Source organism: Blautia sp. An81, from assembly GCF_002161285.1.
Lineage (GTDB): Bacteria > Bacillota > Clostridia > Lachnospirales > Lachnospiraceae > Blautia > Blautia ornithocaccae.
Map to the genome: position 1 here is coordinate 346,305 of NZ_NFHH01000001.1, position 15,065 is coordinate 361,369.

Genomic DNA, 15,065 nt, shown 5'->3' on the forward strand with positions numbered 1-15,065 from the left:
TATGAGAGTTTTGCTTGTAGACGATGATTTTTTAATTACCACTGCCCTAAAAACCATTTTAGAGGCAGATAAAGAGATTGAAGTCTGTGGTTCCGGAAAAAGCGGAAAAGAAGCAGTATCCCTGTATGCCTCCCTGATTCCGGACATTCTTCTTATGGATATCCGTATGGAAGAGATGGACGGTCTGGCAGCTTCAAAAGAGATTCTTTCCAGGCATCCCCAGGCCAGAATCCTGCTCCTCACTACCTTTTTGGATGACGAGTACATAATCCAGGCCTTAAAGCTGGGGGCTAAAGGTTATCTTTTAAAACAGGATTACAACAGCATCATTCCTGCTCTGAAAGCAGTATTCTCTGGCCAGACAGTCTACGGAAGCGAGATCACGGCAAAACTCCCGGGACTTCTGAACAATCAAAAAAGTTTTCCCTGGGAAGATTATCACATCGGTCCCAGGGAATTAGAAGTGATCGATCTGGTTGCCCAGGGGCTGAGCAACAAAGAAATTGCTGGCAAATTATATTTAAGCGAGGGAACTGTCCGGAATTATCTCAGCGCCGTACTGGATAAACTGGAACTTCGAGACAGGACGCAGCTGGCGGTGTTTTATCTGAAGAACAAATAACAGTGCCGGCTCTTTTCCAGATAGAGCAATCGGGGTGCCGCAAAATTGCCAAATTCGGTAATTTTGCGGCACCCCGTCATTTCTGCTAATATTTAATTTTTACAATCTCGCCTGTTTTCCAGGCTTCTGTTGTGGCAAATCCAATCTGTGTAGACTTTGTTCCATCGTACACTGTAACTTCCGGTTTTCTTCCGTTCATTACGCAATCGATAAATTCTTCCATCTGATGTATATTCATGGGATTTCTGACATATAGAAATCCTTCTTTCAATCTATTGATAAACCAGTCCGAATAATAGTTAGGCACGTCTGTTCTTCTGCTTACGCTTAGTATCATAACGGCTCCTCAGCATCGATTCCATCTGCTCTTTTAATTCATCGGCAGAATGGACAGCGTTTCCCAATACATTGATTATTTTGACTGCTGTAAGAACATCGGATCTTTTGCATCTCCATAGAGATCCCCAGATTTTCTTTTACAAAATCAACTGCTTTAAGAATGGAAAGATAAGAATCGCGTTTGCAGCACCGGGGACCGCCGATTTCTCCGATGGCTCCTAAAGCGCTGGCCGTCATTTTATGAGAAAGTCCAAAATTTTCTTTTCCTAAAGGTGTAGAACCGGTAACAATGGAAATAAACATTCCTGTACTGATTCCCGCTCCACAGGCGCCCCAGAATCCACATGCTCCTCCTGGAACAGAACTCCCCCGGCTGTTCATCTCTACCAGCGCTTTTTTCAGATCCAGTTCTCCGCCGGAATTTTTATAAGCAGTCAGAAGGGCCATGCCTACCATGATATGGTGTTCCGGTCCATGCATATGACAAAAAGGCAGCGCCATCATTTCATTGAGGATTACAACCGGATTTTTCGACGGCTGACTCATGCAGAGTCCCACAAGGCTGTCAATCCCCTTCATATGACATTCATTGCAGACATAATGACCATTGATACATCTTGTTTTGCTCTTTTCTTTCTTATGGCACAGCTCACATTCCATTTCTATATCTTCCTGAAGATACTCCAGGGGCGCTTTACAAATTAAACATTCTTCTTTCATATCATCTACCATTCTCCCGATTGCCGGAATCCTTTGCTTTTTTTCTGATTTGATTATAGCAAAAGGGCTCTGATGCTTCAATCAGAACCCCTTTATATCTTTAAGTTATAATAAATTACCGCAGACAATAATCCGAATTGCTGCCAAAGATACGTTCCATTACCTCAACCTGCTCTTTTGGGGAAATCAGTAAAGAGGATTCAATCCCAAAACCTGTTTACATCATCGAACTTTTCTGATCTAAAACAGTCATAAGATATCTATTCATATTCTATCCTGAAATTTTCTTCGCTCATATCTTTTACCAAGTCTTTCTCTGCTATTATAATCGGCATTAATTTTCTTTTTCCAATCAACCGACAATGGTGCTGCACTCGCTCTCACGCTGGTAATCGCCTCGCTGATAACCTCGTAATTGAGAGCAGTTCCAATCTGATCACAGTGATAATTTGCAGCCATAGATTCATCAATACCAAATCTTTTCGCTTCTGCCGCCGCATCAATATTAGCTCCAAGGAAAAGAAACTCCCAGCCATAATGCTCCTTTTGACGTTTAATCATACGGCTGACCTTATCATAAGTGTAATGATGACTTGCATTTTCCATGCCGTCAGTGGTAATAATAAAAAGCGTCTTCTCCGGCACATCTTCCTTCCGGGCATATTTGTGGATATTCCCAATATGATGGATCGCCCCACCCACGGCATCTAAAAGTGCTGTACAGCCGCGGACAAAATAGTCCCTTTCAGTAAGGTTTGGCACATCTGCAATGGCAATACGGTCATGGACAACTTCCGTCTGGTTATCAAACAGCACTGTAGATACTACGGCATCCCCTGGTTCCTTACGCTGCTTTTTCAACATAGAGTTGAAACCACCAATGGTATCCATCTCCAGCCCCGACATGGAACCACTACGATCTAAGATAAATACTAATTCAGTCATTTTAAAATCCTCCTGTTTTCTTTATTGTGATTTTAGTATAAGTAAAATAGGAGGATAAATGGTCGAATGGTATGCGACATTTTTATGCGCCGATCAACGGTTGGTCAAATGCAAACAGGACTTCATTTAATTCAAACACATTGTAATTTCCATTTACAAGAAAATACTCCACGATCACATCAAATTTACTGCTATAAGAAAGAGCAAATCCAGCCCGTCCAATAAAATCCTTTGTTTCATCGATATCTAATTCCAAGGCGAAGGCAAAAGCCAGCGCCGTTGTCTTGGATGGCTTGTATTCTGGGTTGTTCCGGATTTTTGAAAATAATTTTCTATCGACATTAGCCTTTTTGTAAATCTCTGAGTCCTTTTTCCCGGTACGGTCAATCAGCTTTAGGAGCGTCTCGGAAAATCCCGCATCCAAATTATTTAGAAGAGTCCCCCAATCATCAACCTCCGTTGGAGCCGGTGCTCCAACAGACATATCAAAGTTCGCTTTTGATGTCTTGGACTTATCAATCTCCCCAAAGATTTGATTACGACCCTTCAGTCGTTCACTTCTTCTCCTTGTTTTAAGCCGAGAAGTATATACACTCTCCGTACCATACTCACCAAGTATTTTGCTACGAATGTAATTTTCATCAATATAACTGCTTACGGATTTGAACAGCTTCTCTGATAGGGCAAAGGCTTCCCTTTCAAACACAACCAGATAGATCTGCATCTCATTTTCCAAAAGGAAAGAGCTGATCTCACGGACAGCTATTTGCAAGGCCAATGGCTTAGGAAAACCATAATTACCTGTGGATATCAGAGGGAAAGCAATGGACTCACACCCATGCTCCTTTGCTAACGCCAGGGACTTCCGGTAGCATGATGACAGTATCTGTTCCTCACCATGATTACCACCATCCCATACTGGGCCGACAGTATGGATCACATATCTGGCATCTAATTCAAAACCAGGGGTGACAACAGCATCACCAAAGCCGATACAGCCAATCTTCTGTCTAGCTACAAGCAGTTCATGTCCTGCCTTTTTATGTATCCCACTGTCAACTCCAAAGCCAATGACTGGATTAGGATTTGCAGTGTTCACCACTGCATCCACCTTCATATTTACAATATCATTTCGTACTATTTCAAAAGGCATATCAATACTCTATCCTTTCCGTTTCACATATTCCAGTTCAATATCATATCCTAATCCCTCAAGCATCTGCACGAAGGTCTTATTTACAACTCTATACTCACAAGCAAATTGATTCGTAATTTCGTTTCTTAATTCGTCAACTTTCCTCATTGTTGTCTCCACAATTTAATAATTTAATAACGTTATTCTATCATATTTTGTCACCCTTTACTATCCGGAAAAAGTACAAGAAAAAAAGCCGATCAGGACTCTTACATCCCAATCGGCCTCTTTTCTTATGCTTCTTCACTTCTACACTCAATCTCCGATCCGTCCAGAAATATCACCAGCAGTGTCTCATCCTCAAATACCCTGATATGATCCAGCGTTTTCAATATGGCAAGCGACTTTTCCAGTCCGCTGGTATCGCCGCCAATCTCCACTGTAATGCCCTTGATCCGGCTCGACATGTGTCACCACCTCCTGAAAATGGACGTAGAAAAAGCCCGGATCACTCCGGGCGGAATCTTTGCATATTTTCTTTTTTCTTCGAATACAATAATCGAAGGACAAAGCCGCTGGATTTGCTAAAAGCCATTGACTTTTGAGTGGATCCGTGCTAGACTCTGTCTTAGTGATCAGGTTTCAGATACTCGTGAGGACTGAGACCGGGGGAGGACCTGCGGGCCCTCCTTTTTTTATTCTGAAAACAGGAAGAGGGGAAAGCTTTGTCAAAACCGTTTCTTACATATGACCAGCAGCTTGATAAACTGCAGAATGAAAAAAAACTTCAAATTCATGACCGGGCAGCCGCAAAAGAAATCCTAAAAAATATCGGATATTTTTCCTTGATCGGAGGATACAAAACACCGTTCATCAACCCCATGACTCGTATTTACCAGAACAATACTTCTTTTGAGGATATCTATGCCCTGTACCGGTTTGATCTTTCCCTGCGTGAACTTGTTTTCAAATATTTGTGTGAAATAGAATGTAAAATCCGGCAGCTTGTTTCCTACCATTTTTGCAGTCTCCATGGCGAACAGCAGACCGCATACCTCACTCCTGGGAATTATAATCATACAAAAAAGAATGCTGCTGATATCACCCGCCTGATCCAGATCTTATCCTACCAGGCAAATAAAAATACGGAACATAATTATGTTGTCCACCAACGGAAGGTTTACCATAACGTTCCTCTATGGGTGCTGACCAACACCCTGACTTATGGACAGATTTCCAGATTTTACGCCTTGCTCCCCTTCCAACTGCAAAGCGGTATCAGCAAAGATTTTCCAGGCGTAAATGAAAAGAACCTGGAACGTTATCTGAAAATCCTTACCCTGTTCCGGAACGTATGCGCACATAACGAGCGGCTTTATTCTTTCCGGACCCAGATTGATTTTCCAGATACAATGCTTCATCAGAAACTGAATATACCAAAAAAAGGGAATCAGTATCTTTCCGGAAAACGGGATCTGTTCGGTCTGGTCATCGCTTTCCGTTACCTGCTCCCCAAACAGGACTTTCTGGAATTTAAACGCGAATTAATCGGCATTATCAATAAGTACATAAAAAACAGCGGGCAGATCAGTGAATCTTCCCTTTTGGATATAATGGGATTCCCTGCAAACTGGAAAGATATTACCCGATACCGCATTTAAGACGGCCTCACAAGCTAGTAAAAGCACTCAAAACCTGTATCCCCGTCCGGCCACGAAAAAAGGACTTGAAATTTGTACTCCAAGCCCTCGTCTTATTTTGGCAATTCTAATGTTAGCACAGCCGATCTGAAAAAACAGTACACCTTTAGTACACTTGTCATTAATTACGAATAATATGTACCAGACTGATAATGTGGAACATATTTAATAGTATAATCATTGGGATTGATTTCTCCATCAAACCATGCACTAACAGATGCCTCTTGGCCTGGTTGCCAAGAGTTAAGTTGATCTGTGTTTCCAGTTCCTACAATTACCTGCTTCTCATCATACAAATTAATCTCTGCACTAAAATACTCAAAAGTACGATCTGTAGTATTTTTCATAGATATCTTGTAGGTCTTATACCCCCATTCGTCTTCCGTTGTTTCGATTTTGAACTGCTCAGTCATTTTTTGAATCGAATCTTTTATATCAATTTGTTCCTGTGCCGCTGATGCATCCACCAAGAGATCATCCAGAGTATCCTGATATTCTTCTTTTACAACTAAGCCATAATCATCTACAAACTTTTTCAATAATATTGTTCTATTTGCGTATGTATCTGCCCATTGTGTACTAAATGTCGTATAATCCACAGTATAGAATTTAGTTGCTTCTTGAGCCTGATTTAAGTATTCTATATATTGCTTTGCGTCCGCCTCAAGCTCACTATTATCAAACGTCTGATCTGCAAAATCTCCAACCTGTTCTAATTCAAGCTCGCAGTACTTGCTGTACAGATCTGGATCTTCCCCTATAAAACCTTGCTCTGCCTGAGCGTCTGATTCAGCCCATCGAGCCATTAATCCCTTCGAAAGGCTTCTCATAAACTGACCATCTATAGATAATTCATACTCACATTTTTCTACCATCTCTGCCGAATCTTCATAATCACCAAGTTCAGCGAAAATTTCTAACGCTTCTTGAAATTTTTCTTCTTCAAACAGTTCCTTTGCAGAATTATAATTTCTAGAATCCGTGGTCAACACATAGTAGGCAATAGCTGCAACTGCAATCACTACTACTGCAACAATAATTGCAATAACTCCTCCTTTAGATAATTTCTTTCTCTCTTTTGGTTTGTTTTCTTCGGATTTAATTTTTTCTTTATTGTTTTCTTCTTTGTTTCCCTCTGAATCGTTTTTCTCCACAGCAAGTTTTTCTACCAGTTCTTCTGTTCCTGTTACCGGACAGCCACATTGAGGACAACTGCTAGCCTTATCGCTGATTTCTCTTCCACATTCTGAACACTTAATTAGAGCCAAAATGCTCCCCCCTTTATCATTTAATATTGAAATAATTATAACCTGAAGGATTGAAAAAAACAACGAAAAACTTTTTTCACATATACAGTCATGCAGTAACACTTTCACTCTCTTCTATGTACAGGCGAGTGAAAGGATATAGCCCCGTCCGGCCACGAAAAAAGGGCCTGAAGTTTTCACTTCAAGCCCCGTCTTATTTTGGCAATTATTATCATAGCTCAGTGGATCTGAAAAAACAGTACACCTTTAGTAAACCAGTTCTGCGTAACCTACCTCTTTTATAAAGGAAATCTGAACACAACAAATACGAACCGCATTCTCGTGAATAAATCCACATTATTTGTTTTCTTCCGGTTTTCCCAGACATTGTATAAAATGTCTTTTAAAACTAGCATAGCCTCCAAATCGTTATATTAAATTGCAAATATGTATTCTACTATCGCGGTTATTCTTTGAAAGATACTGTTCTGCAGCTTCCCTGGTAGGGAAGATCCGGCTTTTGCGTAACTGGATACTGCCATTGTTGTCAAACCGAACAATATAGAAATCTGAGTTCTTACGAACTATGGTTACTTCTCGAAGAATTCGATTACTTTCAATGATGAAGGCTTTGGATCCTATTTCATATTCCATATAATCATTACGCCTCCTAAGCAAGATTAAACTCAAGGGAAAGTGTCTGTTTAATCTCTTCTCGTTTCGTATCAACGATTCCTACTGTAGCGATGATTATATTATACGAACATACGTTCTATTTGTCAATAGTTCCATTTTCCTTACGAACACTAATATATCATGCCTGCAAGAATTAATCCTTCTTTCCATATGGTGTTTTCGGTTCTGCTACCATCGACAGCGACTCCTTTCCGTCAAGATCATAAGTAATCATGTTATGTCTCGGCTCGATAAAAGATGCTGAACCGCCAATACCAAAATATTTTTCAAAAAATGTCTTTAACTTATCAATGACGCCTTGCTTCTTCTTCGCCCTGGTACCAGTGCCGCCGAAGCGTGAGATCGGGGGCAAAAGTTTATCAATGTCAGTCCCGGTTGTCTTGATTTCCCCGTCCCGAAAAGCGTTCTCCATGAACTTCCGGGTGTCCTCCGGGCGCAGCCTTTCTTCCACGATAATCTCATCAAGATCTTGTTCTCGCCGCTGTGCCACGTAGTTATTCCATTCGTCCATGACGTCATCCACCTCGTTGATCCCGGCAATAAAATTCTCGATCAGTTGTTTCTTGCTCCGCAATTCCGGACTGGCGTCTACGGCTTTACGGATCGTGATCAACACTTCCTTATCCTCACAGTGGGTATCGTGGTATTTTTTCACAAGCATCAGGATATAATCAATATTAATCTCTATCTGGTGAATCAGTTCCACTTCAAAGACCACGTCATCCGTGATATCCGTGCTTTCTCTCCGTTTGTGACTCCACTCGTCTCGTAAGTCCTGATAACGCCCCAGATAATCCTGCAGATCACGCTCGGAGATCCTCTCCTTGCCTTTAAAGTCATCAAAGGATATCAGAAGGTTTCGCATGCGGAGAATAGCGCCAAACAAGGCAATAAACTCTTTCTGGTTCTGCTCCCCGGTGATTCGTGGCTCCGACAATGGAAATTTCTGATTCAGTTCTTCTATCAAATCCACGTATCCCGGCATTGGCTTACCGTCTATGGATTCGTACCCGTAATAATAATCTTTAAAACTTTGTAGGAGGACGATTCCTCCCGCATTCTTATCCCCAAAAAGGGAAATGGCGCTATCCACACGCTTTTGCAGGTTTCGGAAGCACACGACATTCCCAAAGGTCTTAATGGAATTCAGGATACGATTGGTACGGGAAAACGCCTGAATCAACCCATGCATCTTCAGGTTTTTGTCCACCCACAGCGTGTTCATAGTCGTAGCGTCAAATCCCGTGAGGAACATGTTCACAACAATCAATAAATCCAGTTCCTTGTTCTTCATACGCAGTGACACGTCTTTATAATAATTCTGGAATTTCTCACTGGAGGTGTCATAGTTCGTATGGAACATTTCGTTATAATCCTGGATAGCTTCTTCCAAAAACTCCCGGGACGGCTGGTCAAGGGCAGAGGTATCTTCGGAATTTTCCTCATCCAGAATACCATCTGCCTCCCCTTCATTTGCGCCATAGCTGAAGATGGTCGCAATCCGCAGCTTTTTGGTCGGATCTTCCCCCATCTGTTTCTGGAACTCTCGGTAATACAACTTGGCCATCGGCACGCTCGCCACCGCGAAGATGGAATTAAAACCACTGATGCGCTGTTTCCTCTTGATTTCTTCCACTTCGTCACGCTTGGCAGATACCACTTCCTTGATATTCACCAGTGTATTATATTATGTAGGTTTTATCGCCACGGTACGTCTTCTGGTCGAAATGCTCCAGGATATAGCTGGTCACAAGCTGGATGCGCTTGGGCGCCATCATGGCCTTCTCCCGGTTAATATCCCAGACCATCTCATCCGTGATTTCTTCCTCAGCCTTCATCGTCTGGACATAATCTACCCGGAATGGGAGTACATTCTTGTCATTGATGGCATCCACAATAGTATAGCTGTGAAGCTGGTCGCCAAACGTCTGCGCCGTAGTAAAGAATTCCGGGTTTTTCGCCCTGCCCGAATTCACGGAAAAGATTGGTGTACCGGTGAAGCCGAACAGATGGTATTTCTTAAAGTGTTTCACAATCGCCGTATGCATGTCCCCAAATTGGCTCCGATGGCACTCGTCAAAAATGATGACTACGTGTTTCGTATACACCTCATGAACAGGGTTCTTCTTGATAAAGGTTGCCAGTTTCTGGATGGTTGTGATAATGATATGGGCTTCCACGTCCTCCAGTTGCTTTTTCAAAACCGCAGTGGATGTATTGCTGTTCGCCGCCCCCTTTTCAAAACGGTCATATTCCTTCATAGTCTGGTAGTCCAGATCCTTACGGTCTACCACGAACAGTACTTTGTCAATATACGGGAGCCTTGAGGCAAGCCTTGCTGTCTTAAAAGAAGTCAGGGTCTTGCCGGAACCTGTAGTATGCCATATATAACCGCCGCCTTCAACGCTGCCATATTTTTTATAATTGTTGGCAATCTCAATCCTGTTAAGGATGCGCTCCGTAGCTGTGATCTGATAAGGGCGCATGACCATCAGCATATCCTCGGACGTAAAGATACAATATTTTGTCAAGATATTTAAAATCGTGTGCTTTGCGAAAAACGTCTTCGTAAAATCGATCAAATCAGGGATCACACGATTATTGGCATCTGCCCAGAAACAGGTAAACTCAAAACTGTTACTGCTCTTGGTCTTACTTGCGCCTTTCTTTTTATGCTCCCGCTCTGCGTTCCACCGGGTACTGTTAGAATAATATTTCGTATTTGCTCCATTGGAGATAACAAAAATCTGGATGTATTCATACAGCCCACTGCCCGACCAGAAAGACTCTCTCTGGTAGCGCTCAATCTGATTGAAAGCCTCCCGGATGGCCACGCCCCTGCGTTTCAGTTCTATATGTACTAACGGGAACCCGTTGACCAGCACTGTAACATCATACCGGTTGTCGTGCTTTGCCCCATCTTTTGTACTAACCACATACTGGTTGATGACCTGCAGACGGTTATTGTGGATATTTTTCTTGTCGATCAGCGTGATGTTCTTAGTCGATCCATCGTCACGGCGCAGATTCTGGATATGATCCTCCTGTATCTTCCGGGTCTTTTCCACGATGTGTTCATTCGGGTTTGCTATGGCATTGTGGAAGAAGTCCTCCCATTCCGTATCAGAAAAGGTATAATGGTTCAATTCCTCCAGTTGCTTGCGGAGATTACTGACCAGATCACTCTCCGTGTGAATCGGAAGGTATTCATACCCTTGCTCACACAGCATGCGGATGAATTCCTGTTCCAAGGCGGCTTCGCTCTGGTAACTGTCGGAACGCTTCTTTACCGGCTCATATTCCGTGACAACGGTATTTTCTGACGTTTCCGCCACGATATTAAAATATGGCACAGCATTTCGCCTCCTTACTTTTTCTGTAGTTCTTCAAAGGATAATAACTTATCCCGATAGTATTCATACTGCTTCCGGCGCGCCTCAATTTCCGCCGGAAGGCCTTCGGACAGGTCGTTGCAAAGGGTATCAAATCGGTCGAGTATATTTACAATCTTATTTTGTTCTTGCAAAGCTGGTATAAGCAGCAGCACATTAGAAAGTGTCTCCCCACTAACATGTGGGACACCTGCCCCTCTTTTCATTGCATTCAAAGCAGGCTCCATATTTTTTAAAACATAATATAAATATTTTGTAGTGACCAGTTCGTTTCTTCCTTCATATCCAAAGCCATCTGTAACATATATTTTCCGATTCCAATAGGAAACAAAGCCAGCAGAAACTCCACTCCTGGCAATAACTACAATTTCCCCATCATGGTTATATTTATTGATATAATAAGCTGGCTCTTGACCACCAAGGATCACTGGAATATCTCCTTTTGTAGTACTTTTCTTGGTGATGTATTCCCCTCTGAATACATTTGCAACTTTTCTGAGCGGTAAGACAGCATAGCCAAACACATACTGAATAAGCCTAATTGCGTTCAGTTCTGTCTGTCTCTCTGTCTGTCTGTCTGTCTGTCTGTCTGTCTGTCTGTCTGTCTGTCTGTCTGTCTGTCACGAGCGTGCTTCCCGTTTCAGCAAATGTCAAGAGCAAATCTCGATAATATTCATATTGTTTTTGACGTGCTTCGATTTCTGCCGGCAGACCAATGTTGAGGTCAGTACATATAAATTCAAAGTTATCAAGAACCTGCACCAGGCGCTCCTGCACATCTAAAGGTGGAACTGGAACCTTATATGCAAGCACCTTTTGAAAATCTAAAGAATCTACTGTTCCTCCTTGCTTTTTCGTTCTTGTTAGAATATCCTGGCCTTTCCCCTGAATGACATGAAATGCATAGCGTGGCAAAACCTCCTTATTCACAACCAAAATTTTGATATCCTGATTAATAGTCGTTTTAAAAGGAACGTATGCAACTGGAAAAGTGTGTTTTAAAATTCCAGATCGAGTCACTATTGCAATACTATTTTCAGGGAACAAAGTCATAGAGGCTTCATTTATAGCCTTTTCTGTAATATGATCCTGGGTATCCGCCAAAGTAGAGACTTTCATATCTTTCGATGAGATCCAAGGAATTGTTCCACCTTCCCAATAACTTGTATTTGCCATAGATGGAGTTTTTCCACCAGACCATTTACCTAAGTCAGCAAGTGGCTTCATTGGATATTCCTTATTATGAGTAAGTAACTTATTCCTGTAAAAATCATATTGCTTTTTCCGAGCTGTAAGCTCGGCTGTAAGCTCGGCTATAAGCTCGGCTGTAAGTAACGTGAAAGAGTCCAGCACGCGGACTATTTCACGTTGTACCTCCAACGGAGGTACAGCGATCTTCAACGCCTTAAAATCTTTTCCTGTCAATTTCGGGATGTTTCCATGGATCAACGAAGTTACATCTATCGTCTGAATATAATGATATAAATAACGCAACATTACTCCTTCTTTCTCTTCAATAATGTGTGCGTGATTATTAACCCATATTTTTCCTTCTGCCCATGTTACCACAGGTGTTCCTGACTTTGTAATGACACTTCCATCTTCACCGACCAAAACAAAAGTACCATCAAAAATGTAGTTTGACACATAATCCTGAATACCATTAGCACCGTAATAAGGATATTCTCCGGCTTCACGAGATGCCTTTGTTACAGGCTTTCGCTTTTTATCAAGCAAATTGCAGCAATCCTCAAGGCAACGTATTTCCACACCATCTGGGCAATATTCTTTTATTAATTCATTTATTCTATTCATTTTCGCCCATATCCCTTCCTTTGTAAAATTCATCACCGCTTTTAGCTAGCTCTGCAAAAACCTTTTCCATGTCTATTGGTGGCAAATGCGATGTAACTTCGTCCCAGTCAATAATTTCATAATTGAAATGAAATTTATCTCTATTATCTCTAAAATAGGATTCTGCCACATTACACAAAATCATACATATTCTTCTAACATTCATCCTATATTCACGTTTCTGTTCATTTCCAAATCTAGTTATCGTACTAGCATCTGAATAAATATCAAATGGTTTAGCTTTTTCAATGACCAATGAAAAATGATCTATAGGTTGATTAGTCCGTAAATTATCATTTTTCATATTTGGATTTCCCTCATGCAACAAAGAACAGCGTAAACTATAAATTACCTCTCCCGACAAATATGGCATATCATCCTTATCTTCTGGATTCTTTTCATATTTTCCTATTTCCTCATCATACCATGAAATATATCTTTTTCGACTACTCCGTTCATCTGGATAAGCAGCCTTTCCACAAATATCTGGTAATGTCAAAGCCGAACTCAGCGCAACAAAATACAATTCGTTTTCCAATGCCTTTCTTATGTCCTGAACAAGACGAACAACCATTTTACACCTCGATTTCTGCAATGATCTTATCGATCTCATCTCGAAGCATCTGCTCCCGAGCCACGATTTCCTTGATCTCCGCATTCAGCTTCACAATATCTATTTTCTCTCTGGTATCTTTGGCTTCCACATAAGTGGATACGGACAGGTTATAATCATTTCCAGAAACTTCTTCATAGGTAGCCAGATGAGTGAAATGTTCCACTTCCTCCCGTTTTGTGAATGCATCGACAATGTGGTCAATATTCTCGGGAGTCAGTTTATTGTTATTCGTCACCTTAATACACTCATCCGTTGCATCAATAAACAGGGTTTTGTTGTCTGTCTTATTTTTCTTCATAACCATAATACAGGTTGCAATAGAAGTCCCGAAGAACAGGTTACTCGGAAGCTGAATGATACAATCCACATAGTTATTATCAACCAGATATTTACGGATTTTCTGCTCGGCTCCGCCACGGTACATAATACCTGGAAAGCATACAATTGCAGCGGTACCGTTTGAAGCAAGCCATGAAAGACTATGCATAATAAATGCCATATCCGCCTTACTCTTTGGTGCCAGAACTCCGGCAGGAGCAAAACGGGGATCATTAATCAGCAACGGATTATCGTCTCCCACCCATTTGATAGAATAAGGCGGATTTGAAACAATCAATTCAAACGGCTCGTCATCCCAATGCTGCGGACTGATCAATGTGTCCTCGCAGGCAATATTAAATTTATCAAATCCCACATCATGTAAAAACATATTAATACGGCACAGGTTATAAGTGGTAATATTGATTTCCTGCCCATAAAAGCCATTTCTTATCGCATCTCTGCCCAGAATTTTTTCTGCCTTTAGCAGCAGGGAGCCGCTCCCACAGGCCGGATCATAAACTTTATTGATCTCTGTTTTTCCCACAGTTCCAAGCCTTGTGAGCAGTTCTGAGACGTCTGCAGGGGTGAAAAATTCCCCTCCTGATTTTCCCGCATTGGAGGCATACATCATCATAAGGTACTCATATGCATCACCAAACGCATCGATGGAATGGTCTTTCACATCACCAAGTTTCATTTCTCCCACGCCATTCAGCAATTTGACCAGTTTCTCATTCCGCTTGGCTACCGTAGAACCTAATTTATTACTATTCACATCATAATCATCGAACAGTCCAGCAAAATCGTTCTCTGCCTCGCTGCCTTTCGCGGATTCTTCAATATGGCGGAACACTCGTTCCAATGTCTCATTTAAGTTTTCATCATTCGCAGCATTGGCACGAACATTGCAGAATAATTCGCTCGGCAAAATGAAAAAGCCTTTTTCTTCCACTAATCCGTCACGTGCTTCTTCTGCATCCTCGTCAGGCATTTTTGCAAAGTCAAAATCAGAGTTTCCTGCTGCTGCCTCTCCACTGTTTATGTAATTACACAAATTTTCAGAAATATATCGATAGAACATCGTTCCAAGAACATAATTCTTAAAGTCCCATCCGTCAACTGCTCCCCTCAATTCATCCGCAATTGCCCAAATAGCACGATGCAGTTCATCACGCTCTTGTTCCTTTTTAGTATCAACCATTCTCTTTTCCTCCGTTATCTTCCGGTATAAATTCCAGAATATCGTCCACACCACAATTCAAAACACGGCAGATACTTTCCACACTTTCAAGGGAAATATACCCGCCTCGTTTCAATCGCGTGATAATATTTGCGGAAAAACCCGCTTCCTGCTGCAGCTGTGCATTCGTCATGTTTTTCTCTATCAATAAATGGAATAATTTCTTATAGCTAACTGCCATATCGCACCTCCATTTTTCTGCCAGAAAATATAAGAAAAGTATATCACGCAAAAGTGA

15 protein-coding genes and 1 pseudogene are annotated in these 15,065 nt (G+C 41.6%); 2 read left to right on the plus strand and 14 right to left on the minus strand.

Annotation, left to right across the window (positions count from 1 at the left end; translation table 11 throughout):
* Window position 1: 1 nt before the first annotated feature.
* Complete coding sequence (locus B5G33_RS01605; protein ID WP_087416502.1) at window positions 2–622, plus strand: response regulator; 621 nt, start codon at window positions 2–4, stop codon at window positions 620–622.
* Window positions 623–818: 196 nt separating this feature from the next.
* On the opposite strand, the pseudogene B5G33_RS22525 reads toward B5G33_RS01605, so the two are convergent.
* The 6 genes and pseudogenes from B5G33_RS22525 to B5G33_RS21295 form a co-directional block, all read right to left on the minus strand.
* Window positions 819–959 (minus strand): annotated as a pseudogene (locus B5G33_RS22525) (DUF1848 family protein); the annotation flags it as partial.
* Window positions 960–997: 38 nt separating this feature from the next.
* On the minus strand, window positions 998–1,693 hold the full coding sequence (locus B5G33_RS01615) for a DUF5714 domain-containing protein (RefSeq protein ID WP_242974395.1): 696 nt from the start codon (window positions 1,691–1,693) through the stop codon (window positions 998–1,000).
* Between the two features lie 252 nt (window positions 1,694–1,945).
* Window positions 1,946–2,626 (minus strand): vWA domain-containing protein, encoded by a 681-nt coding sequence (locus B5G33_RS01620; RefSeq protein ID WP_087416503.1) that lies wholly within the window; start codon window positions 2,624–2,626, stop codon window positions 1,946–1,948.
* A gap of 82 nt (window positions 2,627–2,708) precedes the next feature.
* Window positions 2,709–3,743 carry a macro domain-containing protein gene (locus tag B5G33_RS01625; protein WP_330396611.1) on the minus strand — a complete coding sequence of 345 codons (1,035 nt, stop codon included), beginning with the start codon at window positions 3,741–3,743 and terminating at the stop codon, window positions 2,709–2,711.
* Window positions 3,744–3,788: 45 nt separating this feature from the next.
* Window positions 3,789–3,929, minus strand: coding sequence for a hypothetical protein (locus B5G33_RS21820; protein ID WP_242971242.1), 141 nt, complete (start codon window positions 3,927–3,929; stop codon window positions 3,789–3,791).
* A gap of 125 nt (window positions 3,930–4,054) precedes the next feature.
* Complete coding sequence (locus tag B5G33_RS21295; RefSeq protein ID WP_158229560.1) at window positions 4,055–4,228, minus strand: hypothetical protein; 174 nt, start codon at window positions 4,226–4,228, stop codon at window positions 4,055–4,057.
* A gap of 258 nt (window positions 4,229–4,486) precedes the next feature.
* On the opposite strand from B5G33_RS21295, the gene B5G33_RS01630 reads away from it, so the two are divergent.
* Complete coding sequence (locus B5G33_RS01630) at window positions 4,487–5,422, plus strand: Abi family protein (RefSeq protein ID WP_087416505.1); 936 nt, start codon at window positions 4,487–4,489, stop codon at window positions 5,420–5,422.
* A gap of 164 nt (window positions 5,423–5,586) precedes the next feature.
* Here the strand turns inward: B5G33_RS01630 and B5G33_RS21530 are convergent, their stop codons facing one another.
* The 8 genes from B5G33_RS21530 to B5G33_RS01670 form a co-directional block, all read right to left on the minus strand.
* Window positions 5,587–6,831, minus strand: coding sequence for an FxLYD domain-containing protein (locus tag B5G33_RS21530; RefSeq protein WP_087416506.1), 1,245 nt, complete (start codon window positions 6,829–6,831; stop codon window positions 5,587–5,589).
* 706 nt (window positions 6,832–7,537) lie between these two features.
* On the minus strand, window positions 7,538–9,079 hold the full coding sequence (locus B5G33_RS22685) for a type I restriction endonuclease subunit R, EcoR124 family (RefSeq protein WP_330396612.1): 1,542 nt from the start codon (window positions 9,077–9,079) through the stop codon (window positions 7,538–7,540).
* Window positions 9,080–9,086: 7 nt separating this feature from the next.
* On the minus strand, window positions 9,087–10,757 hold the full coding sequence (locus B5G33_RS22690) for a type I restriction endonuclease subunit R (protein ID WP_330396613.1): 1,671 nt from the start codon (window positions 10,755–10,757) through the stop codon (window positions 9,087–9,089).
* Window positions 10,758–10,771: 14 nt separating this feature from the next.
* Window positions 10,772–11,320: a restriction endonuclease subunit S gene (locus tag B5G33_RS01650; protein ID WP_087416507.1), complete on the minus strand. Its 549-nt coding sequence runs from the start codon at window positions 11,318–11,320 to the stop codon at window positions 10,772–10,774.
* A 13-nt stretch (window positions 11,321–11,333) separates the two neighbouring features.
* On the minus strand, window positions 11,334–12,644 hold the full coding sequence (locus B5G33_RS01655) for a restriction endonuclease subunit S (RefSeq protein WP_087416508.1): 1,311 nt from the start codon (window positions 12,642–12,644) through the stop codon (window positions 11,334–11,336).
* On the minus strand, window positions 12,604–13,188 hold the full coding sequence (locus B5G33_RS01660) for a hypothetical protein (RefSeq protein ID WP_242974396.1): 585 nt from the start codon (window positions 13,186–13,188) through the stop codon (window positions 12,604–12,606). The genes B5G33_RS01655 and B5G33_RS01660 overlap by 41 nt, the downstream gene beginning before the upstream one ends.
* 37 nt (window positions 13,189–13,225) lie before the next feature.
* Window positions 13,226–14,788, minus strand: coding sequence for a type I restriction-modification system subunit M (locus B5G33_RS01665; protein ID WP_087416510.1), 1,563 nt, complete (start codon window positions 14,786–14,788; stop codon window positions 13,226–13,228).
* Window positions 14,781–15,008, minus strand: coding sequence for a helix-turn-helix domain-containing protein (locus B5G33_RS01670; RefSeq protein ID WP_022150879.1), 228 nt, complete (start codon window positions 15,006–15,008; stop codon window positions 14,781–14,783). The genes B5G33_RS01665 and B5G33_RS01670 overlap by 8 nt, the downstream gene beginning before the upstream one ends.
* Window positions 15,009–15,065: the final 57 nt, after the last annotated feature.